Raw genomic sequence first — 24,494 nt, 5'->3', positions numbered from 1 at the left:
AAATATTCGATACCGCCGGCGCCATCGCGGGCGCCGGCATTGCCATCATCAGTAGGTGAAGAACACGCCGCGGCCCGCGCCGGCGGCATAGACGCGTCCAGGTACGGTCTGGTCGGCCGCCAGGTTGCTGATGCCGGCGTACTGGTGCTTGTCGTCGTTGATCCGGCGCCAGGTCTTGGCACCGTCATCCGAGCGGTACACGCCCCACACGTTGTTGATGATGCCGACGATGTAGATCGAGGACGAGTACGTCGCACCGGCGGGCGCCTTGCCCAGCGCGATGGACGTCGCGCCGTACACCTGCGGGTAGCTCCACGTCTCGTTGCTGCCCCAGTCCGGCGCCGTCACGTCCAGCTTCGTCCAGGTTGCGCCCGAGTCGGTCGAGTGCAGGATGCTGAAACCGTCGACCACCCAGACATCGCCTTCGGCATTCGGATTGACGGCGATCGACGACTGGTAGAACGCCGCCACCCGCGCGCCCGCGCTCACGAACGTCGTGCTCTCGGTGAAGGTGTGGCCGCCGTCGTTCGAGTACCAGAAGTGCGACGTGTCCGACCACTGGTTCCACCATGCGCCGCCCGAGTTGAACGCATAGACCTTGTTCGGGTTCTTGCGGTCGGCGACGACGCGGTAGCCGCGGCCGATGCCCACCGCAGGCAGGTCCGGCAGGTTCGTGTACGTCCAGGTGGCGCCGTTGTCGGTCGTGTACGCCGGACGCGCACCGGATGGCGCCCACACGGCCTTGCCCGGCGCCGTCACGGCGATCGTTTCCTCGCCGCCCTGGTGGTCGTTCGATGCCGCGTCCGGGTGCTTGCTGGCGAACGGCGTCCAGGTCACGCCGGAGTCGGTCGAGTAGGCGCCGCGCGGGTTGTTCTGGACCCAGCCGCCGGTGCCGACCGCCGCGATGTAGGCCGGATTCGACCAGGCCGTGTCGGCGGAGTGGCCGTTGCTGAAGTAGCCGAGCGGGCCGCGCGTCGGTTTCTTCAGCACCTCGGTCTGCACATGCGTGCCGATGTCGCCCGAGCTGCGCAGCAGCGCATAGTTGGCGCCCTTCGGCGGGGTCGTCAGGCTGATCGTCGCGGTTTCCTCGAGGTTGGTCACGTCCAGGTTCCACGTGGGCGTGGTGGCCGATGCGGTCTTCGTCTCCCAGATGCCGCCGCCGAACACGTGCAGGATGTGGTCGGGGTTGTTCGGATCGATCTCGACGTCGTCCACCCAGCCGGAGAAGTCCACGTCGGACGGGGTGTGCGGGGTCATCGACGCGATCTCGCGCCAGGTCAGGCCGGCGTCGTCCGACACCTGCACGACCGGCTGGCCCTGCCAGTTACCCCACGAGTTCGACACGCCCAGCGCGATACGGGTGGTCGGGCCGGAACCGGAGACCGACAGGCCGCCCATGCCGAAGTTCACCCATTGCTCCGTATCGTAGCTCTTCAGCAGCGTCCAGTTCGTACCGTCGAACTTGTACAGGCGGGCCGGGCCGCCGGCGCCGGGGCCCATGTCCCTGGTGAACGCCACGTAGATGATGCCGTCCTTGGCACGCACCATGTGCGGAATATAGTAGCCCGTGACCGGCGTCGCGATACCGGTCCAGGTCGCGCCGCCGTCGGTCGACTTGTACAGGTTGGCGGTCAGGCCGGCCGCGGCGGCGTAATCCGGGGCCACCGCCGTGTAGATGGTCTGCGTGGCCGTGCCCGCGCCCGTGGTCGAGGTGTCGAACAGCACGCTCTCGATGCCGCCCGAGGTACGGCCCGGCAGGGAACCGATCTGGTCGCCCGGATACTGGAACGACGTCAGCGACGTGACCTGGTTCCAGGTCTGGCCGTAGTCCGAGCTCTTCCACAGGCCCGACGTGCGCGAACCGTAGTACAGGACCGACGGCTGGTTCGGATCGACCATCAGGCGCTCGCCGATGGCGCGGCCCGGATCGTTGGAACCGGCGCGGAACGGCAGGTCCACGTGCGTCCAGTTGTCGCCGCGGTCGGTGGAAATATACAGGCGGGCGTTGGGTCCCGACCAGTCGTACATGCCCGTGACGAGGTACACGCGCTTGTCGTCGGTTGGATCCAGGGCCACGCTTTCGGCCCCGTTATAGAATTCTTCGCGGATGCCGAAGCTGTCCGTGATCGGCGTCCAGCCGGAAGTGGCCGTATCCCTGCGGTAGACCCCGCCCATGTCGGTGCGCGCATACAGCACGTTCGGGCTGGTCGGGTGGAAGATCAGCCCGGTCACGTAGCCGCTACCGCCGTACTTGACACTCTGCCATCGGCTACCCGTCGTCGCAACGTTTGCGCCGCCGCCGGACGCGCTGCCGATCATGGCGGCAAAGGAAGGCGATTGCGAGGACGGGCTGCTACCGCCACCGCACGCTGCCACCAGGCCCGCCACAGCGCAGGCCAGCGCAAGATATTGCTTCTTCATACTTGGACTCCGAGAAAGTTGAACCGTTGCTGCCGGTCGTTTGCTGCGATGCACCACCCCGCCGGGCACGGCCGAAGACGGTCCGTCACGATCGAAATGATGGATGGGGAATGACTGGTGGCGTTACCGCCCGGGCGCGGACCGCGTCAAGGTCGCGGCCGAAGAGGGATCGTGTGTTCCATGAAGGTCTCCGTCGTTTTCGTTATTAACTCGTTCCGACACCGGCCTATGCGGCTGGCGTGAAATCGGTTTCTTTCGACCTAGACTATTAGCAATACGTACGCGTTTCTTGCATTCGTAACGAAAAAAGCTGGAAAAGTGCAGAAAATTATAGAGATTTGCGCAGGATTTTTATTCGCGCCGGAGGGGTGTTGGAAACGGTGTTGGCGGGTGCCTGTCACGATCCAGTTCATCAGTGTACAATCCCCGTTCGCTTTTTTTCTCTCACATTTCCACATGGCTACAATTAATCCGGCCGCCGTCAAGGCCTGGCTGCTCGACCTCCAGGCGCGCATCGTGCAAGCGCTGGAAGACGTCGACGGCAAGTCCTTCTTGCGCGACACGTGGGAACGGGCCGAAGGTGGCGGCGGCGTATCGCGCCTCATCGAAGGCGGAAATGTGATCGAGCGCGGCGGCGTGAATTTTTCGCACGTGCGCGGCGCCAGCCTGCCGGCGTCGGCAATGGCCGCGCGGCCGGAGCTCGCGGGACGCGCCTGGGAAGCGATGGGCGTGTCGCTCGTGCTGCACCCGCACAATCCGTACGCACCCACCGTGCATATGAACGTGCGCTTTTTCGAAGCGACGGCCGAGGGCAAGGATCCCGTCTGGTGGTTCGGCGGCGGCATGGACCTGACGCCCTATTACGGCGACATGGATGACGCGCGCCACTTCCACCAGGTCTGCCACGACGCGCTGGCGCCGTTCGGCGACGAACTGCATCCGCGCTTCAAGCGCTGGTGCGACGATTATTTCTATATCAAGCACCGCAAGGAAGCGCGCGGCGTCGGCGGCATCTTCTTCGACGACTTCAACGAACTCGGGTTCGAGCAGTCGTATGCGATGGTGCAGAGCGTCGGCAACGGCTTCCTCGATGCCTACCTGCCGATCCTGCAACGCCGCAAGGACCAGCCGTACGGCGAACGCGAGCGCGATTTCCAGGCGTACCGGCGCGGCCGCTACGTCGAGTTCAACCTCGTGTGGGACCGCGGCACCCTGTTCGGCCTGCAGTCGGGCGGCCGGACGGAAGCGATCCTGATGTCGATGCCGCCGATCGTCAAATGGCGCTACGACTGGCATCCGGAGCCGGGCAGCCCGGAAGACAAGCTGACCACCGACTTCCTGCCGCACCGGGATTGGCTCGCCCCGTGACGCGATGTGTTGCTCTGCTGGGCGGCAGTTTCGACCCGGTGCACCACGGCCACGTCGCGCTGGCCGAGTTGTTCGCGCGCCAGCTCCACCCGGACGAATTGCGCGTGCTGCCCGCCGGCCAGCCGTGGCAAAAGAAGAGTGGCCTGGAAGCGGGCGACGCCGACCGCGTGGCCATGCTGAAGCTGGCGTTTGCGGGGAGCGTCGCGCCGGTGACGATCGATACCCGCGAAATCGACCGTCATGGCGCCACGTACACGGTCGAAACCCTGCGCGGCCTGCGCGCCGAGCTCGGGCCGGATACGTCCATCGTGTTCCTGATGGGCGCCGACCAGTTGCAGAAGCTGGACACCTGGCGCGACTGGCGCGACCTGTTCGCGCTGGCCAATTTCGGCGTCGCCGCCCGCCCCGGCTACCGGCTCGACGATGCGGCGCTGCCGCCCGCCGTGGCAGCCGAACTGGCGCAGCGGCGCGCGTCGTTCGACGACGTGCGCGCCAGCCCGGCGGGCAAGGTGTGCCTGGCGCACACGCTGGCCATCGACATTTCGGCCACGCAGGTGCGCGCAGCCCTGCACGCCGAACCCCGTACTGACATAAGCGCGCTCGTTGCGCCGCAAGTGCTAGACTATATTCAACAACATAACTTGTACAAAAACTAATGGATATCAAGAAACTGCAAACGCTCGTCGTCGACGCCCTCGAAGACGTCAAGGGCCAGGACATCGTTCTGTTCGACACGACGCACCTGACCAGCCTGTTCGACCGTATCGCGGTCGTGTCGGGCACGTCGAATCGCCAGACCAAGGCGCTGGCCGCCTCGGTGCGCGACAAGGTCAAGGAAGCAGGCGGCGACGTGGTCGGGCTGGAAGGCGAAGACACGGGTGAATGGGTCCTCGTCGACCTGGGCGACATGATCGTGCACATCATGCAGCCGGCCATCCGCCAGTACTACCGCCTGGAAGAAATCTGGGGCGACAAGCCCGTGAAACTGGGCGCCGCCAAGCGCAAGTCGACGGCCGAAGGCCAGGACGCGGCCGCACCGAAGACCAAGTCGAAGCACCTGGCCGCGAACCAGGAGCAGGAAGACGCGAAACCGGTGCGCGAGCGCAAGCCGGCCGCGAAGAAGTCGGCTGACGCCAAGCCGGCCGCCAGGAAACCTGCCGCCAAGAAGATCCCGACAGGCGGCACCGTGAAGGTTGCCGTGTCCAAGACCGCTGCCGCGGACGCGAAAGCCGCCAAGGCGGCCAAGGCTGCTGCCGCACCGAAGCGCGCGACGAAAGCCGCGGCCGAGGGCGACGCACCGGCCAAGAAAGTCATCCGCCGCATCAAGAAAACCGAAGAATAAACTGCGATGCAGTTGTTCATCGTCGCGGTCGGCCACAAGATGCCGGCCTGGATCGAGACCGGCTTCGCGGAATACGCGAAGCGGATGCCGCCGGAGCTGCGTATCGTGCTGAAGGAAGTGAAACCGGTCGAACGGTCCGGCAGCAAGACGGCGGCCACCGCGATGGCACTCGAACGCGAGCGCATCGAGGCCGTGCTGCCGAAAGGCGTGCGCATCGTCGCCCTCGACGAGCGCGGCAAGGATCTCACCAGCGTGGGCCTGTCGCAAGCGTTGGAGGCCTGGCAGCAGGACGGGCGCGATTGTGCCTTCCTGATCGGCGGGGCCGACGGCCTCGATCCGGAACTCAAGGCACGCGCGGACGGTCTGATCCGCATCTCCAGCATGACGCTGCCGCACGGTATCGTGCGCGTGATGCTGGCAGAACAGTTATATCGTGCCTGGTCCATCACCCAGAACCACCCCTACCATCGGGTATGAGCCGATGAAACAGACCGACAAGAAAATCTACCTCGCCTCGAAGAGCCCGCGCCGCCGCGAACTGCTGCGCCAGGTCGGCATCGATTTCGACATCCTCAGCCTGCGCTCCGATCCGGCCCGCGGCATCGACGTCAGCGAAGACATGTTCGCGGGCGAGCCCGCCGTGGACTACGTGGCCCGGGTGGCGCGCGAAAAAGGCGCGTTCGCGTGGAACGTGCTGCACCTGCGCCGCATGCCGCTGCGCCCCGTGCTGTCGGCCGACACGACCGTCACCATCGACGGCGAGATCCTCGGCAAGCCGGCCGATCCGAAGGAAGCGCATGCGATGCTGGAACGCCTGTCGGGCCGCACGCACCAGGTGCTGACGTCGGTCGCGCTGCACTACACGGACGTGTTCGAGCAGGTGACGCAGGTGTCGAACGTGCGCTTCGCCCAGCTCACGCCGGCAGCGATCCGCGCCTATTGCGCGACGCCGGAACCCTACGACAAGGCCGGCGCCTATGGCATCCAGGGCCTCGCCGCCCTGTTCATCGAGCACATCGAAGGCAGCCATTCCGGCATCATGGGCTTGCCCGTGTTCGAGACGGCGCAGTTATTGCAGAAAGCGGGCGTCAGCGCCCTGTAACGCCAACGGATCGCATACGTCACGCGTGGGCACGGGGTGTCCACCCTACGTGTATGATGTGACCAGAGACAACAATTAGAACCCAGCCTCATGACTGAAGACATCCTGATCAACATCACCCCCCAGGAAACGCGCGTCGCGCTGGTGGTTCAGGGTGCCGTACAAGAGCTGCACATCGAGCGTACGCTCACCCGCGGTCTCGCGGGCAACGTCTATCTCGGCAAGGTCGTGCGGGTACTCCCAGGCATGCAGTCGGCCTTCATCGACATCGGCCTCGAACGCGCCGCGTTCCTGCACGTGGCCGACATCTGGGAGGCCAGGCCGCACGACGGCGCGAACGGCAGCAGCAGCGCCCCTCCAACGCCCATCGAAAAGATCCTGTTCGACGGCCAGGTGCTGACCGTCCAGGTGATCAAGGACCCGATCGGCACGAAGGGCGCGCGCCTGTCGACGCAGATCTCGATCGCGGGCCGCATGCTCGTCTATCTGCCGCAGGACAAACACATCGGCATCTCGCAGAAGATCGAGAAGGAATCCGAGCGCGAAGCCTTGCGCGCGCGCCTCGCGGGCCTGCTGCCGCCGGACGAAAAAGGCGGCTATATCGTGCGTACGCAGGCCGAGGACGCGTCCGACGCCGACCTCGCCGCCGACGTCGACTACCTGCGCAAGACGTGGGGCGCCATCATGACGGGCGCGCGCACGCGTCCCGCGACGAGCCTGCTGTACCAGGACCTGAGCCTGGCCCAGCGCGTGCTGCGCGACTTCGTGCACGACGAGACGGCCGCGATCCTCGTCGACTCGCGCGAGAACTACCTGAAACTCGTCGAATTCGCCCAGGTGTACACGCCGAGCGTGCTGTCGCGCCTGCAGCACTACACGGGCGAGCGCCCGCTGTTCGACCTGTACGGCGTCGAGGAAGAGATCCTGCGCGCGCTGGGCCGGCGCGTGGACCTGAAATCGGGCGGCTACCTGATCGTCGACCAGACCGAGGCGATGACGACCATCGACGTCAACACGGGCGGCTTCGTCGGCGGGCGCAATTTCGCCGACACGATCTTCAAGACGAACCTGGAAGCGGCACATGCCATCGCGCGCCAGCTGCGGCTGCGCAACCTGGGCGGCATCATCATCCTCGACTTCATCGACATGGAGAACACCGAGCACCGCAACGCCGTGCTCGCGGAGCTCAAGAAGACCCTGTCGCGCGACCGCACGAAGGTGTCCGTGAGCGGGTTCTCGGCGCTGGGCCTCGTCGAAATGACGAGAAAGCGCACGCGCGAATCGCTGGCCCACATCCTGTGCGAGCCCTGCCCCGCCTGCGGCGGCAAGGGACAAGTCAAGACGAGCCGGACGATCTGCTACGAGATCCTGCGCGAACTGCTGCGCGAAGCCAAGCAGTTCAACCCGCGCGAATTCCGCATCGTCGCGTCGCAGGAAGTGGTCGACCTGTTCCTCGAGGAAGAGTCGCAGCACCTGGCCATGCTCGGCGACTTCATCGGCAAGCGGATCTCGCTGCAGGTCGAGCGCGGCTATCACCAGGAACAGTACGACGTGATCCTGATGTAACGCTGCCGAAAATCATAAGCGGCATCGGGTTTTTCCATAGTCGACAACCGCTGCCGCCCTTGATAGGGTTGCAGGATGCTTAACAGACGCAATTTCCTCAAGAGCGCCGGTGCGCTCGCCACCACCTCGGTCTTCGGCCAGTCCGCCGCCTACGCGGCAACCAGCGAGGCGCGCCCCGCGCCCGGGCGCACGGTGGTGTCGCTCAACAAGGGCTGGCGCTTCCATGAAGGCGACATCGCGTTTCCGGTCATCCGGGGCCATGGCTGGACCTATGCCAACGCCAAGGCCGGCAATGCCGGCGGCGCGGCCGCGCCCGGCTTCGACGATTCCGAATGGGACAGCGTCGCGCTGCCGCACGACTTCGCCAGCGCGCAGGTGCCCGAGCAGAACGCCAACGTGGCGCAGGGCTACCGCAAGCGCGGCATCGGCTGGTACCGCACGCTGATCCGCCTGGACGAGGCGGACCACGGCAAGCACATCGAACTGCAGCTCGACGGCATCGCGACCCTCGCCACCGTCTGGTTCAACGGCACGCAGGTGGCGCACACGTGGAGCGGCTACAGCTCGCTCTACATCGACCTGACCCCGTTCGCCACCTACGGCGACGCGCTCAACTCGCTGGTGATCCGCGCCGATGCCGACGCCATGCAGGGCTGGTGGTACGAAGGCGCCGGCATCTACCGCAACACGTGGCTCGTCAAGCGCGAACAGGTGCACATCATCACCGACGGCGTGTTCGCCCATCCGGTGTACGCCGACGGCCAATGGACCATTCCGCTCGAAGTGACCTTGTACAACATCCGCAAGAGCGCGCAGCGGGTGCGGGTCGAGAGCGTCCTCGTCGACGCCGACGGCAAGGCAGTGGCCAGCTTCAGCGCCCCGGCCGACGTCGGCGTGCTGGCGCGCCAGGTCGTCACCGGCAGCATGCGCGTGGCCGCGCCGAGGCTGTGGAGCCTGGAAGAACGCAACCTGTACAGCGTGCGTACCCGCGTGCTGCAGGACGGCAGGCTGCTCGACGAAGTCGTCACCCGTTGCGGCTTCCGCACCCAGCGCTTCGACCCCGGGCAGGGCTTCTTCCTCAACGACAGGCACGTCAAGCTGCAAGGCGTGTGCATCCACCAGGACCATGCCGGGGTCGGCGTGGCCGTGCCTTACGGCCTGCTCGACTACCGCATGCGCCGCCTCAAGGAACTGGGGGTCAATGCGATCCGCTGCTCGCACAATGCCCAGGACAAGCGTTTCTACGCGCTGTGCGACGAGCTGGGCTTCCTCGTGATGGATGAAAACCGCGTGTTCAACCCGTCGCCGGAGCACATCGACGAGCTGACCTGGCTGGTGCGCTGCCACCGCAACCACCCGTCCATCATCCTGTGGTCGGTGTTCAACGAAGAACCGGTCCAGGGCACCGAGCAGGGCTACGAGATGGTGCGCCGCATGGTCGCCGCCGTGCGTGCGCTCGACACGTCGCGTCCCACCACGGCCGCCATGAACGCCGGCCAGTTCGAGCCCGCCAACGCGGCGCAGGCCGTCGACGTCGTCGGCTTCAATTACCAGTACCAGGCCTACGACGCTTTCCACCAGGCCTTCCCGACCGTGCCGATGACGTCGTCCGAAGACACCTCGGCCTTCCAGACGCGCGGCGAATACGTGACCGTCCCCGACAAGCACATCTTCGCCGGCTACGACGACGACGCGTCCTCCTGGGGTTCGACGCACCGGATCGGCTGGAAAGCCGTGGCCGAGCGGCCGTTCGTGGCCGGGGCGTTCGTGTGGACCGGCTTCGACTACCACGGCGAACCCACGCCGCACGAATGGCCGTCGAATTCGTCGTTCTTCGGCATCATGGACCTGTGCGGCTTCGCGAAGGACGCCTTCTGGCTGCACCAGGCCCAGTGGCGCAAGGAACCGGTGCTGCGGCTGGCGCCGCACTGGAACTGGGCCGGCAAGGAAGGCCAGCCCATCACCGTGATGGCGTTCCACAACATGGATGAAGTCGAAGTGTTCCTGAACGGCCGCTCGCAAGGGCGCCAGAAGGGCGACATCTACGAGATGAACCGCTGGCAGGTGCCGTATGCGCCCGGCAAGCTGGCCGCCGTGGGCTATCGCGGCGGCAAGGTGGCCAAGCGGTTCGAGGTCGAGACCACCGGCGCGCCGGTCGCGCTGAAGCTCACTCCGGACCGCCGGTTCATGCTGGGCGACGGCCTCGACGCCCAGCCCATCCAGGTCGAAGCGCTCGATGCGAAGGGCCGCCACGTGCCGCTGGCGCAGCACCAGATCGTGTTCCGGGCCGAGGGCGCCGACATCATCGGCCTGGGCAACGGCAACCCGAACGACACCAGCAGCGAAAAGGGCGACACGCGCGCCCTGTTCAACGGACTGGCCCAGGTGATCGTGCAGACCCGCGAAGGCAGCGCGGGCATCCTCAGGCTGCGCGCCAGCGCGCCCGGTCTCGAACCAGCGGTGCTCGACGTCGAGGTGCGCACGGCCCGGCCGTGGCCGTACCAGGCCACGTCTGCGCCCGTACAGATCCTCGATGGCTGGCGCTCATCGCCGCCGAGTTCGACGCCGATCGATCCCAACCTGCGCCCCGCCGGCACCGACATGAATTCGTGGGGATGGATCACGCCCGGCACCCGCGCCAAAGCGGCCGAGCAGACCGGCTACATGCTGTACGCCACCGACGTCCGGGCCTTCGCCCGCGTGCGCAAGCACGGCGGCAGGCTGGAACTCCTCGAGGTCACGGGCCCGTGTCAGGTTTTCATCGACGGCAGGAAAGTCGCAGAAAAAACCACCGGCGCTCCCGGGCCGCTGCGCGTCGCCTTCCCGACCGGCGAGGCGGTCTCCCGCCTGAGCGTGCTATGCCCGTTGACGGCCGGGCAACCGCACGGCCTGAGCGGCGTCGTGCGCCTGTTGTCCGTCTAAATCACCAGCGCGAGTTCGCATGGCGTAGAATCCAGCGCGCAGTGCCGACGGCACGGCGCGCTGATGTTAATTTAATACGCCAGTTTCGCCGTCTCCAGGACAAGGATTTGTCATCCTGTTCAGTTCATGTTGCTCGCACAGGACAATGCGTCCAAAAATATGGTCAGGGGCAACGCAGTGTCCCGGTTTGGACTACAATTCGAGACAATTTGTTGAAGATTTCGAGAGTTGGCGGTAGTGTGCATCCTCACCAGCAGATGCGCAGCCAGCCGACCGGTTAGCGCTGCTGAATCGCAGACCCTGATATACCGCTGGCGGCGTCGGACAACAACTGGCAGGCGACCCGTAAGAGACAATGAACGTACCTCTCATTCCTACCGATCTGCTGAAGAAATCGGACAAGATCCTGTTCATCGCCCACCTGGCGTTGGGCGACTACACCTATTTGCAGAACTGCTTCCAGGCGTTCGCGCGCGCCTACCCGCACCTGAAACTGCACCTGTGGGTGGACGAAGTGCGGCGCACGAGCGACGCCTCGCAGTGGCCGCACCTGAAAAAGAACGTCCTGTACGACTGGCTCGACGCCTGCGACTTCATCGGGAAGGTCTACAAGCAGAATTATTCGCCGGAGCTGTTCCAGGCTTCCATCCGGGAAGCGCAACAGGAACACTACCCGATCGTCGTCTCGCTCGGCACCCTGCGTCCGCACTTCTACGCCGACCTCGCGCGCGAGATCAGTCCGGACGGCTTCGTGCTCGGCCTGAAGAAGCCGCACGGCCTGCAAGGCCTGATCCACTGGTTCAGCTACCGCAAGCTGGACGCCAGCCTCGACCCGGACGTGGCCGACCGCGCGAGCGCGCCGCACATCAGCGACGTGCATGCGGACTGGTTCCGCCAGCTGGCCGGCGTGGACATTCCGCCGGCCGGGCGCATCCCGTTCGTGCACATTCCCGGGCAGTTCGTCGAGGGTGCGAAGGCGCGCCTGCATGAATGGGGCTTCGACGGCCGCCGCGGCAAGCTCGTCTTCATCAACCCGTTCGCCAAGACGCGCAAGCGCTGCTGGCCCGTCGAGCGCGTGGCCGAACTGATCACGACGATGCGCGCCCAGCCGGAATGGCGCGACGCGTGCTTCATCGTCAACGCGGTGCCGCAGGAAGTGGACAACGTGAAGGCCATGCTGGCGCGCCGCCAGCTCGACCGCACGGAACTGTTCAGCGCCAACGAAAACTTCTTCCAGCTGCCCGCGATGCTGGCGCAGTGCGACCTGATCGTGTCGGTCGAGACGGCCGTGATGCACCTGGCGAATGCCGTCGGCGTGCCGGTCGTCGCGCTGATGCGCCAGAAGACGCCGGAATGGGCCCCGGTCGACAAGGCCAACTCCACCGTCATCACGGCGGACCAGCGACGCGATTGGGTCAAGGCGATTCCGGTCGATGCGGTGATGCACGCGCTGGCGTGATCTTCAAGCACGGTGGGCACGGGGTGCCCACTCTACGGCTGCTCGACGAACTTGGGTCCCCGCCTTCGCGGGGACGACGTGCTGGCTTTACCGCTACAGTCCGCACGTCGCCCCTGCGAAGGCAGGGGCCCAATTTCACTTAGCCGACGGGAAGAACAGTTGCTCGCCCGCCGGCTTGAACGAGGCAATCTTCGCCTGCCCCTCCGGGGACGTGATCCACTCGATCAGCGCCTTCGCGCCCTTGTAGTTGATCCCCTTGTGCTTCTCCGGATTGACGGCAATGATCCCGTACGGATTGAACATCCGCTTGTCGCCCTCGACGAGGATGGCCAGCCCCGTCTTCGCTTGATAGGCGCCATACGTCGCGCGGTCCGTCAGCGTGTACGCGCCCATCTCCGCCGCCATGTTCAGCACCTCGCCCATGCCCAGGCCGGCGTTGACGTAGTTGCTGCCGGCCGGCTTCGTACCGGCCTGCCGCCAGTAGCCTTTCTCCATCACGTCCGTGCCGGAATTGTCGCCGCGCGAAATGAATTTCACGTTGGCCGCCGCGATCTTCCTGAAGGCCGCGATGACGTCGCGGCTGCCCTTCACCCCCGCCGGGTCGGCGACCGGTCCCGCGACAATGAAGTCGTTGTACATGACGTCGTGACGGTCGATCCCCCAGCCCTCGGCCACGAATTTGTCTTCCAGCGCCCGCGCATGCACGAGCGTCACGTCGACGTCGCCGTTCTTGCCCAGCTCCAGCGCCTTGCCGGTGCCCACCGAGATCACGTTGACCCTGATGCTAGTCTTCGCCTCGAACGCGGGCAGCAGGTAGCCCAGCAGGCCCGAGTTCTCGGTGCTGGTGGTGGTCGACAGTCGCAGCACCTTGTCGGACTGTGCATGCGCGAATGGCGTCGCGACCGCCAGGCCGGCGATGATGATGAGGATGGAACGGCGCTGCATCGATTCTCCTAGCGGTATTCGAGATGCCCGTCGCGCAGCTTAAGCCGCTGCACGCCGGGCAGGTTGATCAGGTCGCGGTCGTGGCAGGCGATGATGACGCTGCTCCCCGCTTCGATCATGGTCGGGATCAAGGCGATCACCTGTTCGCGCGCGGCGCCGTCCAGGTTGGCCGTCGGCTCGTCCAGCAACAGCAGGCGCGGCGCCAGCACTTTTGCACGCGCGAGCGCCACGCGCTGCTTTTCGCCGCCCGACAGCCGGGTCGGGTCCGTGTCGCGCAGGTGCGCCACGCCGGCCCAGGCCATCGCCTCCTCCACGACGGGACGCACGGCCTCCGGGTTTTCGCCGCGCACGACGAGGCCGTAGCCGATGTTGTCGGCCACGCTCGTCGAGAACAGGATCGGGTGCTGGTGCACGTAGACGATGGCCCGGCGCAGTGCGCGCGGATACGGGTGCACGCGCAGGACGTCCTCGCCGGCGAAGCGCAGGCTGTCGATCTCGGCCCGCTCCAGGCCGCCCAGCACGCGCAGCAAGGTGCTCTTGCCGGCGCCGTTCATCCCCGTCAGCACGTAGGCGCTGTGCGTGGCGATCTCGAGCCGGTCGATGTCGAACAGCAGCCGGTCGCCGTGGCGCTTGCGCAGGCCGCGCACGCCCAGCAAGGCCTTGCGGCGCTCGTCGCGCTGCGAGGCGAGCCGTGACTCGTTCTCGTTCTCGTAGACGGCCGCCGAAATCTGCGAATGGATGCTGATGCTCATGCGCGCTCCCGGACCGTGTGGGCGTCGCCCTGCAGCAGCATCAGCGCGCCGTTCATCAGCAACGCAATCGACACGAGCACGATGCCGAGCGCGATGCCCTGCGCGAACTCGCCCTTGCTCGTCTCCAGCGCGATCGCCGTCGTGATCGTGCGGGTCTCGCCTTCGATGTTCCCGCCCACCATCAGCGCGCAGCCCACTTCCGAGATCACGCGGCCGAAGCCGGACAGCACGGCCGCCATCACGCCGAACCGCGCCTCGTGCAGCACGCGCACCATCACCTGCATGGGCGACGCGCCGAGCGCGATCGCGGTCTCGGCATAGCGCGCATCGAGCCCCTGCACGGCCGCCAGCGTAAAGGCGAGCAGCACGGGCAGCGCGACGACGCACTGGCCGAACACGATGCCGGGCTGCGAGAACAGCCATTGCAGGCCGCCCAGCGGCCCGTGGCGCGACAGCAGCAGGTACAGCAGGAGGCCGATCAGGACGGTCGGCAGCGACAGCGCCGCCTGCGCCAGCCAGATGACGATGCGCCGCCCGCGGAACTTGCGCATGGCGACGACGTAGCCGATCAGGATCGCGGGCGGCGTGGCCAGCAGCAGGCCGACGATGCTCGTCTTGAGCGACACCCAGACGATGCGCCACAGGTCGGGATCCCCCGTGAACAGCAGCGTGAACGCGCGTGCGACGGCGTCGGCAATCGCATTCATGCCGTTCGCAACGTGCGCGCCGTCTCCAGCGCGGCGAGCCAGTCCGGCTCGAACACGAGACGCTCCGCGCCGGACAGCAGCAGGAAGTGATGGCCGCTGCAGCGCGCAAGCAGCGACATGCCGACCTGCTCCGCCACCGCATGGCCCATCTGCGTCGTGCCGGAGCGCGACAGCAGGAACGGGATGCCCATCTGCGCTCCCTTGATGACCATTTCGGACGTCAGCCGCCCGGTCGTGTAGAACACCTTGTCGGCGCCGTCCATCCCCTCGAGCCACATCAGGCCGGCGATGGCGTCGACGGCATTGTGGCGGCCCACGTCCTCGATGAACCACAGCAGGTCGCCGTCGCTCGTGAACAGCGCGCAGCCGTGCACGGAGCCGGCCTGCTTGTACACGGATTGTTGGGTCCGCACCGTCTCGACGATGCGGTGCACGACGGACTGGCGCAGGCGCGCGTCGGGCGGCAGCTCGATGCGGTCGACCTCGTCCATCAGGCCGCCGAACACGGAGCCCTGCCCGCAGCCCGTCGTGACGACTTTCCTGGCCGTGCGCGCCGCCACGTCCTGGATGCCGCCGCGCGTGACGACGGCCACGGCGTCCACGGACCAGTCGACCTGCACGGACACGATGTCGTCCAGCGACCGCACGAGGCGCTGGTTGCGCAGGTAGCCCAGCGTCAGCGCTTCCGGCGCCGCGCCCAGGGTCATCAGCGTGACGAGTTCGCGCTTGTCCACGTAGACCGTCAGCGGGCGCTCGGCCGGAATGTAGAGCGTCTCGCGGCGCCCGCGCTCATCGATGGCCGTCACGGGATGCGTGAGCCCGGCGCTGGCCTGGGACAGTTGGGGACGATAAAAAGATGTCATGTCTGCAATTCTGCCACGTCCCCCAAAATCTGGCCGCCACCGTAGGAACCGGGGTGCACGACCTCGCCGCCCAGCCGCACGCGCACGGCGCAATACTTGAATTCAGGGATCTTGCCGTATGGGTCCAGGGCGGCATTCGTCAGCCGGTTGATGGCCGCCTCGTAGTAACAGAACGGGACGAACACGGCGCCGCGCGGCGTGCCGTCGTCGGCTCGCGCATACAACGCGACCTCGCCGCGGCGCGACGCGATCGTGATCACGTCGCCCGGCCGCCCCCCGAGCGCTTCCAGGTCGAGCGGATGCACGAGCGCGACGGGGTCCGGCTCCAGCGCGTCCAGCACGCCGGCACGGCGCGTCATGCTGCCCGTGTGCCAGTGCTCGAGCTGGCGGCCCGTGATCAGCACGACCGGGTACTCGGTGTCGGGACGCTCGTCGGCCGGGATGATGTCGGCCGGGACGAAGCGCGCGCGGCCGCCTTCGCGCGGAAACTCGCGCGTGAACACGACGGGTTCGCCCGGATCGCCCGCCGCATGGCACGGGTACGTGACGGCACCGTCATGTTCCAGCCGGTCCCACGTGATGCCGGCGATGCTGGGCATGAGGGTCCGCATCTCGTCGAACACGGCGGCCGGTCCGGCATATGCCCAGTCCAGCCCGAGGCGGTGCGCCATCTGCTGGATGATCCACAGGTCCTGGCGCGCATCGCCCGGCGGGTCCAGCGCCTGGCGGCCCAGCTGCACGACGCGGTCCGTGTTCGTGAAGCTGCCGGTCTTTTCGGCGAAGCTCGATGCGGGCAGGATCACGTCGGCCAGGTATGCCGTCTCCGTCAGGAAGATGTCTTGCACGACGAGGTGTTCCAGTGCCGCCAGCGCCTCGCGCGCGTGGTTCGCATCCGGGTCGGACATGGCCGGGTTCTCGCCCATGATGTACATCCCTTTGATCCCGCCTGCCAGGATGTCGTCCATGATCTCGACGACCGTCAGGCCGGCTTTGGCGTCCAGCTTCCGTCCCCATGCGGCCTCGAACTTCGCCTGCGCCCGTGCATCGTCGACGCGGCGGTAATCCGGATACATCATCGGGATGAGGCCCGCATCCGACGCGCCCTGCACGTTGTTCTGGCCGCGCAGCGGATGCAGGCCCGTGCCGGGACGGCCGATCTGGCCCGTCATCAGCGCGAGCGCGATCAGGCAGCGCGCATTGTCCGTGCCGTGCACGTGCTGCGACACGCCCATGCCCCACAGGATCATCGATCCCTTCGATGTCGCATACAGCCGCGCCACGTAGCGGATCGTCTCCGCGGCGATGCCGCAGATGGGCGCCATCGCTTCGGGGCTGTAGTGCGCCACGTTCGCGGCCAGCGCGTCGTAGCCGCTCGTGCGGTCGGCGATGAACGCCGGGTCGACGAGGTTCTCTTCCACGATCGTGTGCATCATGGCGTTGAGCAGCGCGACGTCCGTGTCGGGCTTGAACTGCAGGAAGCGGTGCGCGTGGCGCGCGAGGTCGGAGCGGCGCGGGTCCGCGACCACGAGCTTTGTCCCCATTTTCGCTGCGTTCTTCATCCACGTGGCCGCGACGGGATGGTTGACGGTCGGGTTGGCGCCGATGACCAGCACGACCTCCGCGCGCGTCACGTCCATCACGGGGTTCGACACGGCGCCCGAGCCTATCCCTTCCAGCAGCGCGGCGACGGACGACGCGTGGCACAGCCGCGTGCAATGGTCGACGTTGTTGCTGCCGAAGCCCGTGCGCACGAGCTTCTGGAACAGGTACGCTTCCTCGTTGCTGCCCTTGGCCGAGCCGAAGCCGGCCAGCGCGCGCCCGCCGTGCGCGTCGCGGATGCGCGCGAGGCCGCCGCCGGCCGCTTCGAGCGCTTCGTCCCACGTCGCCTCGCGGAATACGTCCAGCACGCGGTCCGGGTCCATCGTGAAGTCGCCGCGTTTCGGCACGCCTTCGCGGCGGATCAGCGGCCTGGTGAGCCGCTGCGGATGGTGCGCGTAGTCGTAGCCGTAGCGCCCCTTCACGCACAGGCGGCCGTGGTTGGCGGGACCGTCGCGGCCCTCCACGCGCACGATGCGGTTGTCCTTCACGTGGTACGTCAGCTGGCAGCCTACGCCGCAGTACGGGCACACGGAATCGACCTGCTTGTCGGGCACGACGAGTGCCGCGCCGCGCGCCGGCGCCAACGCCCCCGTCGGACACGCCTGCACGCATTCGCCGCACGCGACGCACGTGGACGCGCCCATCGCATCGCCCTGGTCGAACACGATGCGCGCGTTTTCTCCGCGTCCGGCGAGGCCGATCACGTCGTTGACCTGCTCGTCGCGGCACGCACGCACGCAGCGCGTGCACTGGATGCAGGCGTCGAGGTTCACCTCGATCGCGGCATGGCTCGCGTCCGCCGGCGGCAGCGCGCGCGTGGCGGGAAAGCGCGGCGTGCCCACGCCCAGCTTATTTGCCCACTGCGCGACCTCGTCGTCGCGCGTGCGGGGCGCAGTGCGGACCGTACCCGGCAAATCGGACAGCAGCAGCTCCAGCACCATCCTGCGTGCGGCGACGGCGCGCTCGCTGTCCGTACGCACCTTCATGCCGGCCACCGGATGGCGGCAGCACGACGGCGCCAGCGTGCGTTTGCCGTCGACTTCCACGACGCACGCGCGGCAGTTACCGGCCGGCTCCAGCCCGTCCTTGTGGCACAGGTGCGGCAGGGCGATGCCGGCGCGGGCCGCGGTCTCGAAGATCGTCTCGAACGGTTGCGCTTCGACTTCCCGGCCGTCGAGTTCGAACGTCACGCTCATGATCCCCCCAGCTCATGCGGAAAATACCTGATGACGCAGTCGAACGGATTCGGCGCCGCCTGGCCCAGGCCGCAGATCGACGCGTCGCGCATCACCTGCGACAGCTCGGCCAGCAGCGCGGTGTCCCACGTCGCCCGCTCCATCAGCGCGACGGCCTTCGCGGTGCCGGCGCGGCACGGCGTGCACTGGCCGCACGATTCGTCGCGGAAGAAGCGCACCGTGTTCAGCGCGGCGGCGCGGGCCGTGTCGCGGTCGGACAGCACGACGACGGCGGCCGAACCGATGAAGCAGCCATGGCGCTGCAGCGTGTCGAAATCGAGCGGAACGTCGGCCATCGAGGCCGGCAGGATGCCGCCCGACGCGCCACCCGGCAGGTAGGCATAGAACGTATGTCCCTCCTGCATGCCGCCGCAGTATTCGTTCAACAGTTCCTGCATCGTGATGCCGGCCGGCGCCAGCTTCACGCCCGGCTCGCGCACGCGGCCGGACACGGAAAACGAGCGCAGCCCCTTCCGCCCGTGGCGGCCCCGGTTCGTGAACCATTCCGCGCCGCGCTCGACGATGTCGCGCACCCAGTACAGCGTTTCCATATTGTGTTCCAGCGTGGGGCGCCCGAACAGGCCGATCTGCGCGACGTACGGCGGGCGCAGGCGCGGCATGCCCCGCTTGCCCTCGATCGATTCGATCATCGCGGATTCCTCGCCGCAGATGTACGCGCCGGCGCCGCGCCGCAGGACGATGTCCGGCAGGTCGGGCACCGGCGGATCGGCGCGCAGCCGGTCGAGCTCCCGCTCCAGCATGGCGCGCAGGCCGTGGTATTCGTCGCGCAGGTACAGGTAGATCGTCTCGATGCCCACGGCCCACGCGGCGACGAGGGCGCCTTCCAGGAAGCGGTGCGGGTCGCGCTCGAGGTAATGCCGGTCCTTGAACGTGCCCGGCTCGCCCTCGTCGATGTTGACGGCCATGAGGCGCGGGCCCGGCTCGTTCCTGACGATGCGCCACTTGCGCCCGGCCGGAAAACCGGCGCCGCCCAGGCCGCGCAGGCCGGACGCCATCAAGGTCACGATCACGCTTTCCGGATCGAACCGCCATTCCGTGCACGCACGCAGCAGCCGGTAGCCGCCGGCGTCGCGGTAGGCGTCGTAGTCGAGGTGGCCCGTGTGCACGTCGGTGGTCGCACGCGCGCTGACGGCGGCCAGCACCGACTCGGCGCTCGCATGGGTGACGGGCCGCTGGCCGACGAGGGCCGCGGGCGCCTTGTCGCAGCGGCCGATGCACGGCGCGGCCAGCACGCGCACGTCGGTGCCGAGAATCGCGGGCAGGCGATTCAACAAATCGCGCGCGCCGGCCAGTTCGCACGACAGGCCCGCGCACACGCGCACGGTGAGCGTGGGCGGCGCAGCCTCGCCGTCGCGCAGCACGTCGAAGTGGTGGTAGAACGTGGCCACCTCGTAGACCTCGGACTGCGCCAGCTTGAGCTCCTGCGCCAGCGCGGCCAGGTGCGCGGCGGACAAGGCGCCGTAGCGGTCCTGGATCTTGTGCAGGTGCTCGATCAGCAGGTCGCGCCGCCGAGGCGCATCCCCCAGCACCGCCTGCACGTCGGCGAGCGCCTGCGGGCCGGCACGGCGGCCCTTCGGCGCCTCGCGCTTGCGCTGGCGGCTTGGGCCCTGGACCGCGATCGGGATCACCGTCTTGCCGGCCGCGGGTACCATGGGTTCTGCCATGTCTCCTCCTGTGCGGATGAATTTCTGAAATAATATACCGTTGGAAACTCCACGGGTGCCGCCATGATCGACATTCACTCCCTGCTGGCCTCGCTCCCCGCACGCATCGACGCCATCCTGCGCAACGCGGCTGCCCACACGCCAAACGCCCCGGCCCTGGTCGACGCCGGCCGCACGCTCACGTACCGCGAGCTGGCCGCCCTCGTCGACCGCCGCGCGGACCAGTTGCGCGCGCGCGGCGTGCGTCCCGGCGACCGCGTGCTGCTGGCCAGCGAAAACTGCGCGGACCAGATCGCACTCATCTTCGCCGCCGCAGCCGTGGGCGCTTGGATCGTCAACGTCAACCCGCGCCTGACGGCGCCCGAGTTGGACGCGATCCGGGATCACGCGCGCGCGCGCCTCGCGGTGTACACGGCGGCCGTGTCGCCGGAAGCGGAGGCGCATGCGGCCCGCGCGGCCGCGTCGTTCGACGACGGCCTGATGGTGGGCCCCCTGAACGACGACTGTACGCCCGAACAGGATGCAGATGTCGCCGCCCTGCTCTATACGACGGGCACGACCGGCACGCCGAAGGGCGTGATGCTGAGCCACCGCAGCCTGCTGTTCGTGGCCGCCGTGTCGAGCCGGCTGCGCGGCCTGACCCCGGCCGACAAGGCGTGGGGCGTGCTGCCGATCTCGCACGTGTACGGCCTGACGTCGGTGATGCTGGGCACGCTCAGCGCGGGCGCCTGCCTGCACCTGACGCCCCGCTTCACGCCCGAGGCAATGCTGGCGGCCATCCGCGACGCCGGACTCTCCATCGTGCAGGGCGTGCCCGCGATGTATGCGCGGCTGCTGGAGCACGTCGGCGACAGTGCCCCGCTCGCGACGCGGCTGCGCTTCGCCTACGCCGGCGGCTCGCCCCTCGATCCGGTGCTGAAGGCGGCCGTCGAGCGCCTGCTGGGCGTGCCGCTGCACAATGGCTATGGCCTGTCCGAGGCGGCGCCCACGGTCAGCCAGACTCGGCTGGACGCGCCGCGGTCCGACACGTCCGTCGGCCTGCCGATTCCCGGCGTCGAGGTGCGCGTCGTGGACAAGGCAGGCGCGGATATCGTCGATGGCGCGGCGGGAGAATTATGGGTGCGCGGGCCGAACCTGATGCGCGGCTATTACCGCAATCCGGAAGCGACGGCCGCGGTGCTGCGTCCCGATGGCTGGCTGAACACGGGCGACATGGCGCGCCAGGATCCGGACGGCGCGCTGTTCATCGTCGGCCGCACAAAAGAGTTGATCATCCGGTCCGGCTTCAACGTCTATCCGCTGGAAGTGGAGACCGTGCTGAACGCGCACCCTTGTGTGACGCAGTCGGCCGTCGTGGGCCGCCCGGCCGCCGACGGCAACGAAGAGATCGTCGCGTTCGTGCAGCCGGATCCGCGCCGCACGCCGTCCGTGGACGAGCTGCGCGCATGGGCGGCGGAACGGCTGGCGCCCTATAAACGGCCGGCCCGCATCGTCATGATGGCGGCCCTGCCGGCGGCGGCTAACGGCAAGGTGCTCAAGCATGTACTGAAGGAACAAGCCGCCAGCCTGTAACGTCGCCCCCGCGCAGGCGCACTGCTGTCCGGAATAATTTTTACCGTCGAAAATAGGCCCGCCATAGGGAAAAACCGTCATTCCCGCTTGCGCGGGAATGACGATGCTATTTCTGACGGTTTTTGAAAACAATATTCCGGCCACTAGTGCGCGCAGGCGGGGACCCAATGTGCATGTCCCGCGGCTGCGCCCGCAACACTTGGGTCCCTGCCTCCGCAGGGACGACGTCCATAGGCCAACGTCCAACAGTTACCGCCGCCGCTTCTTCCAGTCATACCCCGGCCCCGTCACGTCCACGCCCGGATGCCCGACGACGTCCGGATGCTCGGAACACATCGTCACGAAGCGGATGCGCTCGCCCTCGCGCTGGCGCCGCCGCAGGTCTTCCATGAAGCGCATCGCCTCGACCATCGCGGTCGTGTCGAACGGCTGCGCATGCGGGGCCGGGTGCCCATCTTCTTCGATCGTCCAGTAGACCATGTACATCGTGTGCCCTCCTGTCCGCATCGTGTGGGCGCACGGTCGGCATGTCAAGACGGGAGTCATAGCAAAGACCGATAGTACGTAGGACTTGTCCTAAATCCGGTCTATATGTTCGCCATCCCACACAAGAAGCCGGCATCGGCGTCTAGGCTTACGTCTTGGATCAACAGCAGGACATGCACATGAATCTCAACAACCATATCCAGCCAGCAAGCTCGCCGCTCCAGCTCTGGGGCGGCCTCGAATGCACCGTCAACCGCGTACGCGATCAGTACTTCTCCCAAATGGAACGCAACGGACATGCCGAACGGCTTCAGGACCTGGAGCGGTTCGCTTCACTCGGCATCCGCGCCATCCGCTACCCCGTGCTGTGGGAACGCACCGCGCCCGACGGCATCGACTCCGCCGACTGGTCGTGGTCCGACGAACGCCTGCCCGTGCTGCAGCAACTGGGCGTGACGCCCATCGTCGGCCTCGTCCACCACGGCAGCGGCCCGCGCCACACGAGCCTGATGTCCCCCGACTTCGCCGAGAAACTGGCGGAATACGCCGGCGCCGTCGCGCGCCGCTACCCCTGGGTCGAGTACTGGACTCCCGTCAACGAACCGTGCACGACCGCGCGCTTTTCCGGCCTCAACGGCGTCTGGTATCCGCATGACACGAGCGAAGATGGCTTCATCCGCGCCCTCATCAACCAGTGCCGCGCCGTCGTGCTGTCGATGCGCGCGATCCGCGAAGTGAACCCGAACGCGAAGCTCGTCCAGACCGACGACTTGTCGCGCACCTATGGCACGCCCGAGATGGCGGAGATCGCGAATTTCTTCAACGAACGCCGCTGGCTGGCGTGGGACATGTTGTGCGGGAAGATCGACCCCGGCCACGCGCTGTGGGACTACCTGCTCGAGAACGGCGCCGGCGCCGACGAGCTGCTGTGGTTCAAGGAAAACAACTGCCCGCCGGACATCATCGGCGTCAACTACTACATCACCAGCGAGCGCTGGCTCGACCACCGCGTCGAGCGCTATCCGGAAAGCCACCGCACCCATTACCGCGGCGTCCCCCACGCCGACATCGAATGCCCGCGCGTGCTGGCCACGCCGACGCCCGGCATCGGGCCGCTGCTGCAGGAAACATGGGACCGCTACGGCCTGCCGGTCGCCGTCACCGAGGCGCACATCGATGCCAACCGTGAAGATCAATTGCGCTGGCTCGTGGAGATCTGGAACGCCGCCAAGAAGGTCCAGCAGGGCGGCGCCGACATCCGCGCCGTCACCGTGTGGGCCCTGCTCGGCTCGTTCGACTGGAACTGCCTCGTCACCGAATGCAAGGGCTATTACGAGCCCGGTCCGTTCGACGTGCGCGGTCCGCAGCCGCGCCCGACCGCGGTCGCGAACCTGATGCGCGAACTGGCCAGCGGCCGGCCGCTGGCGCATCCGGTGCTGCAGGGCCAGGGCTGGTGGCGCCGTCCGGGCCGCTTCCTCGCGAAGCCGGTGGCGACCCGCACCGCCGTCGCCGACATCGCCGAACGCGGCGCGTTCCGCTCCACGTTCCCGCAGCCGATCCTGATCACGGGCGCGACGGGCACGCTGGGCCGCGCCTTCGCCCGCATCTGCGAGCGCCGCAACCTCGCCTACCACGTGCTCACGCGCCAGGAGATGGACATCGCCGATCCGGCCTCCGTCGAGGCGGCGATCGTGCGCTTCAAGCCTTGGGCCATCGTCAACGCGGGCGGCTACGTGCGCGTGGACGATGCCGAGGGCGACGTCGACCGCTGCATGCGCGAAAACGCGCACGGCCCGACCGTGCTGGCGCTGGCCGCCATCCGGCATGCGCTGCGCTTCATGACGTTCTCCAGCGACCTCGTGTTCGACGGCACGCTCGACCGCCCGTACGTGGAGTCCGACAAGGTGGCGCCGCTGGGCGTGTACGGCCGCAGCAAGGCGGACGCGGAACGGCGCGTGCTCGATTCCGACCCGCAGGCCCTCGTCATCCGCACGAGCGCGTTCTTCGGTCCGTGGGACGAACACAATTTCGTGACGCAGGCCCTCGACGCGCTCGACGCGGGCCGGCCGTTCGCCGCGGCGGCCGACCAGATCGTGTCGCCGACGTACGTGCCCGACCTGGTGAATACCTGCCTCGACCTGCTGATCGACCGCGAATGCGGCCTCTGGCACCTCACCAACGGCGCCGCGATGAGCTGGGCCGACCTGGCGCGCCAGGCGTGTGCCGCGGCCGGCGTCGACGACGGCCGGCTGGAAGAACGCACGACCGGCGAACTCGGCCTGCGCGCCGCCCGTCCCCGCAACAGCGCGATGAGCAGCGAGCGCGGCCTGTTGCTGCCATCGTTCGACGATGCGCTGGCCCGCTACCTGCGCGAGCGCGAGCTGCTGTCGAAACGGGCGGACGACGTCGAACCGGCGCATTACGCCAGCTGATCCACGCGCGCTGAAACACGACCGCGCGCCCCGGCGTG

18 protein-coding genes are annotated in these 24,494 nt (G+C 67.4%); 10 read left to right on the top strand and 8 right to left on the bottom strand.

Features of this window, described 5'->3' with window-relative positions:
- Positions 1–48: 48 nt before the first annotated feature.
- Positions 49–2,421: a dockerin gene (locus ACEN98_RS06395; RefSeq protein WP_413382708.1), complete on the bottom strand. Its 2,373-nt coding sequence runs from the start codon at positions 2,419–2,421 to the stop codon at positions 49–51.
- Positions 2,422–2,877: 456 nt separating this feature from the next.
- On the opposite strand from ACEN98_RS06395, the gene hemF reads away from it, so the two are divergent.
- The 8 genes from hemF to ACEN98_RS06355 all read left to right on the top strand — a co-directional run bounded on the left by hemF (position 2,878) and on the right by ACEN98_RS06355 (position 12,180).
- A complete protein-coding gene (hemF, locus tag ACEN98_RS06390) occupies positions 2,878–3,789 on the top strand; it encodes an oxygen-dependent coproporphyrinogen oxidase (protein WP_413337382.1) in 912 nt (303 codons plus the stop codon).
- Entirely contained in the window at positions 3,786–4,445 is a 660-nt protein-coding gene (locus tag ACEN98_RS06385; RefSeq protein ID WP_413382705.1) for a nicotinate-nucleotide adenylyltransferase, read from the top strand. The genes hemF and ACEN98_RS06385 overlap by 4 nt, the downstream gene beginning before the upstream one ends.
- The gene (gene rsfS, locus ACEN98_RS06380; protein WP_413337383.1) at positions 4,445–5,131 is read left to right on the top strand and encodes a ribosome silencing factor; all 687 of its coding nucleotides are present in this window, start codon (positions 4,445–4,447) and stop codon (positions 5,129–5,131) included. The genes ACEN98_RS06385 and rsfS overlap by 1 nt, the downstream gene beginning before the upstream one ends.
- 6 nt (positions 5,132–5,137) lie before the next feature.
- Entirely contained in the window at positions 5,138–5,608 is a 471-nt protein-coding gene (gene rlmH / locus ACEN98_RS06375; RefSeq protein WP_413382702.1) for a 23S rRNA (pseudouridine(1915)-N(3))-methyltransferase RlmH, read from the top strand.
- 4 nt (positions 5,609–5,612) lie between these two features.
- Positions 5,613–6,233: a Maf family protein gene (locus ACEN98_RS06370; RefSeq protein WP_413337384.1), complete on the top strand. Its 621-nt coding sequence runs from the start codon at positions 5,613–5,615 to the stop codon at positions 6,231–6,233.
- 90 nt (positions 6,234–6,323) lie between these two features.
- Positions 6,324–7,799 (top strand): ribonuclease G, encoded by a 1,476-nt coding sequence (gene rng, locus ACEN98_RS06365; protein WP_056328307.1) that lies wholly within the window; start codon positions 6,324–6,326, stop codon positions 7,797–7,799.
- 75 nt (positions 7,800–7,874) lie between these two features.
- Complete coding sequence (gene galA / locus ACEN98_RS06360; protein ID WP_413382699.1) at positions 7,875–10,721, top strand: beta-galactosidase GalA; 2,847 nt, start codon at positions 7,875–7,877, stop codon at positions 10,719–10,721.
- A 355-nt stretch (positions 10,722–11,076) separates the two neighbouring features.
- Complete coding sequence (locus ACEN98_RS06355; protein ID WP_413337386.1) at positions 11,077–12,180, top strand: glycosyltransferase family 9 protein; 1,104 nt, start codon at positions 11,077–11,079, stop codon at positions 12,178–12,180.
- A gap of 135 nt (positions 12,181–12,315) precedes the next feature.
- Here ACEN98_RS06355 and ACEN98_RS06350 read toward each other — a convergent pair whose 3' ends face one another.
- From ACEN98_RS06350 to ACEN98_RS06325, 6 genes are read right to left on the bottom strand one after another with little or no spacing between them, the layout of a single operon-like run.
- A complete protein-coding gene (locus ACEN98_RS06350) occupies positions 12,316–13,125 on the bottom strand; it encodes an extracellular solute-binding protein (protein ID WP_413382696.1) in 810 nt (269 codons plus the stop codon).
- 8 nt (positions 13,126–13,133) lie between these two features.
- On the bottom strand, positions 13,134–13,877 hold the full coding sequence (locus ACEN98_RS06345; RefSeq protein WP_413382693.1) for an energy-coupling factor ABC transporter ATP-binding protein: 744 nt from the start codon (positions 13,875–13,877) through the stop codon (positions 13,134–13,136).
- On the bottom strand, positions 13,874–14,584 hold the full coding sequence (locus ACEN98_RS06340) for an ABC transporter permease (RefSeq protein ID WP_413337389.1): 711 nt from the start codon (positions 14,582–14,584) through the stop codon (positions 13,874–13,876). The genes ACEN98_RS06345 and ACEN98_RS06340 overlap by 4 nt, the downstream gene beginning before the upstream one ends.
- A complete protein-coding gene (locus ACEN98_RS06335; protein ID WP_413382690.1) occupies positions 14,581–15,447 on the bottom strand; it encodes a formate dehydrogenase accessory sulfurtransferase FdhD in 867 nt (288 codons plus the stop codon). The genes ACEN98_RS06340 and ACEN98_RS06335 overlap by 4 nt, the downstream gene beginning before the upstream one ends.
- Positions 15,444–18,242, bottom strand: coding sequence for a formate dehydrogenase subunit alpha (gene fdhF, locus ACEN98_RS06330; RefSeq protein ID WP_413382687.1), 2,799 nt, complete (start codon positions 18,240–18,242; stop codon positions 15,444–15,446). The genes ACEN98_RS06335 and fdhF overlap by 4 nt, the downstream gene beginning before the upstream one ends.
- Entirely contained in the window at positions 18,239–19,966 is a 1,728-nt protein-coding gene (locus ACEN98_RS06325) for an NAD(P)H-dependent oxidoreductase subunit E (RefSeq protein WP_413382684.1), read from the bottom strand. The genes fdhF and ACEN98_RS06325 overlap by 4 nt, the downstream gene beginning before the upstream one ends.
- 63 nt (positions 19,967–20,029) lie before the next feature.
- On the opposite strand from ACEN98_RS06325, the gene ACEN98_RS06320 reads away from it, so the two are divergent.
- Positions 20,030–21,538, top strand: coding sequence for a class I adenylate-forming enzyme family protein (locus ACEN98_RS06320; protein WP_413382681.1), 1,509 nt, complete (start codon positions 20,030–20,032; stop codon positions 21,536–21,538).
- A gap of 249 nt (positions 21,539–21,787) precedes the next feature.
- On the opposite strand, the gene ACEN98_RS06315 is transcribed toward ACEN98_RS06320, so the two are convergent.
- Positions 21,788–22,024, bottom strand: coding sequence for a hypothetical protein (locus ACEN98_RS06315; RefSeq protein ID WP_413382678.1), 237 nt, complete (start codon positions 22,022–22,024; stop codon positions 21,788–21,790).
- Between the two features lie 179 nt (positions 22,025–22,203).
- On the opposite strand from ACEN98_RS06315, the gene ACEN98_RS06310 reads away from it, so the two are divergent.
- On the top strand, positions 22,204–24,456 hold the full coding sequence (locus ACEN98_RS06310; protein ID WP_413382675.1) for a family 1 glycosylhydrolase: 2,253 nt from the start codon (positions 22,204–22,206) through the stop codon (positions 24,454–24,456).
- The last annotated feature ends 38 nt before the right edge of the window (positions 24,457–24,494 follow it).

The sequence above is a fragment of the Massilia sp. CT11-137 genome (genome assembly GCF_047302885.1).
Lineage (GTDB): Bacteria > Pseudomonadota > Gammaproteobacteria > Burkholderiales > Burkholderiaceae_D > Telluria > Telluria orientalis.
The sequence above is the reverse complement of the archived record's forward strand: the minus strand, read 5'-3'. Positions and strand labels throughout refer to the sequence as shown.

Excerpts from the sequence above, each read along its gene's own strand:
- ACEN98_RS06395 (WP_413382708.1), bottom strand. The coding sequence starts at position 2,421 with ATGAAGAAGCAATATCTTGCGCTGGCCTGCGCTGTGGCGGGCCTGGTG.
- hemF (WP_413337382.1), top strand. The coding sequence starts at position 2,878 with ATGGCTACAATTAATCCGGCCGCCGTCAAGGCCTGGCTGCTCGACCTC.
- rsfS (WP_413337383.1), top strand. The coding sequence starts at position 4,445 with ATGGATATCAAGAAACTGCAAACGCTCGTCGTCGACGCCCTCGAAGAC.
- rlmH (WP_413382702.1), top strand. The coding sequence starts at position 5,138 with ATGCAGTTGTTCATCGTCGCGGTCGGCCACAAGATGCCGGCCTGGATC.
- ACEN98_RS06370 (WP_413337384.1), top strand. The coding sequence starts at position 5,613 with ATGAAACAGACCGACAAGAAAATCTACCTCGCCTCGAAGAGCCCGCGC.
- rng (WP_056328307.1), top strand. The coding sequence starts at position 6,324 with ATGACTGAAGACATCCTGATCAACATCACCCCCCAGGAAACGCGCGTC.
- galA (WP_413382699.1), top strand. The coding sequence starts at position 7,875 with ATGCTTAACAGACGCAATTTCCTCAAGAGCGCCGGTGCGCTCGCCACC.
- ACEN98_RS06355 (WP_413337386.1), top strand. The coding sequence starts at position 11,077 with ATGAACGTACCTCTCATTCCTACCGATCTGCTGAAGAAATCGGACAAG.
- ACEN98_RS06350 (WP_413382696.1), bottom strand. The coding sequence starts at position 13,125 with ATGCAGCGCCGTTCCATCCTCATCATCATCGCCGGCCTGGCGGTCGCG.
- ACEN98_RS06345 (WP_413382693.1), bottom strand. The coding sequence starts at position 13,877 with ATGAGCATCAGCATCCATTCGCAGATTTCGGCGGCCGTCTACGAGAAC.
- ACEN98_RS06340 (WP_413337389.1), bottom strand. The coding sequence starts at position 14,584 with ATGAATGCGATTGCCGACGCCGTCGCACGCGCGTTCACGCTGCTGTTC.
- ACEN98_RS06335 (WP_413382690.1), bottom strand. The coding sequence starts at position 15,447 with ATGACATCTTTTTATCGTCCCCAACTGTCCCAGGCCAGCGCCGGGCTC.
- fdhF (WP_413382687.1), bottom strand. The coding sequence starts at position 18,242 with ATGAGCGTGACGTTCGAACTCGACGGCCGGGAAGTCGAAGCGCAACCG.
- ACEN98_RS06325 (WP_413382684.1), bottom strand. The coding sequence starts at position 19,966 with ATGGCAGAACCCATGGTACCCGCGGCCGGCAAGACGGTGATCCCGATC.
- ACEN98_RS06320 (WP_413382681.1), top strand. The coding sequence starts at position 20,030 with ATGATCGACATTCACTCCCTGCTGGCCTCGCTCCCCGCACGCATCGAC.
- ACEN98_RS06315 (WP_413382678.1), bottom strand. The coding sequence starts at position 22,024 with ATGTACATGGTCTACTGGACGATCGAAGAAGATGGGCACCCGGCCCCG.
- ACEN98_RS06310 (WP_413382675.1), top strand. The coding sequence starts at position 22,204 with ATGAATCTCAACAACCATATCCAGCCAGCAAGCTCGCCGCTCCAGCTC.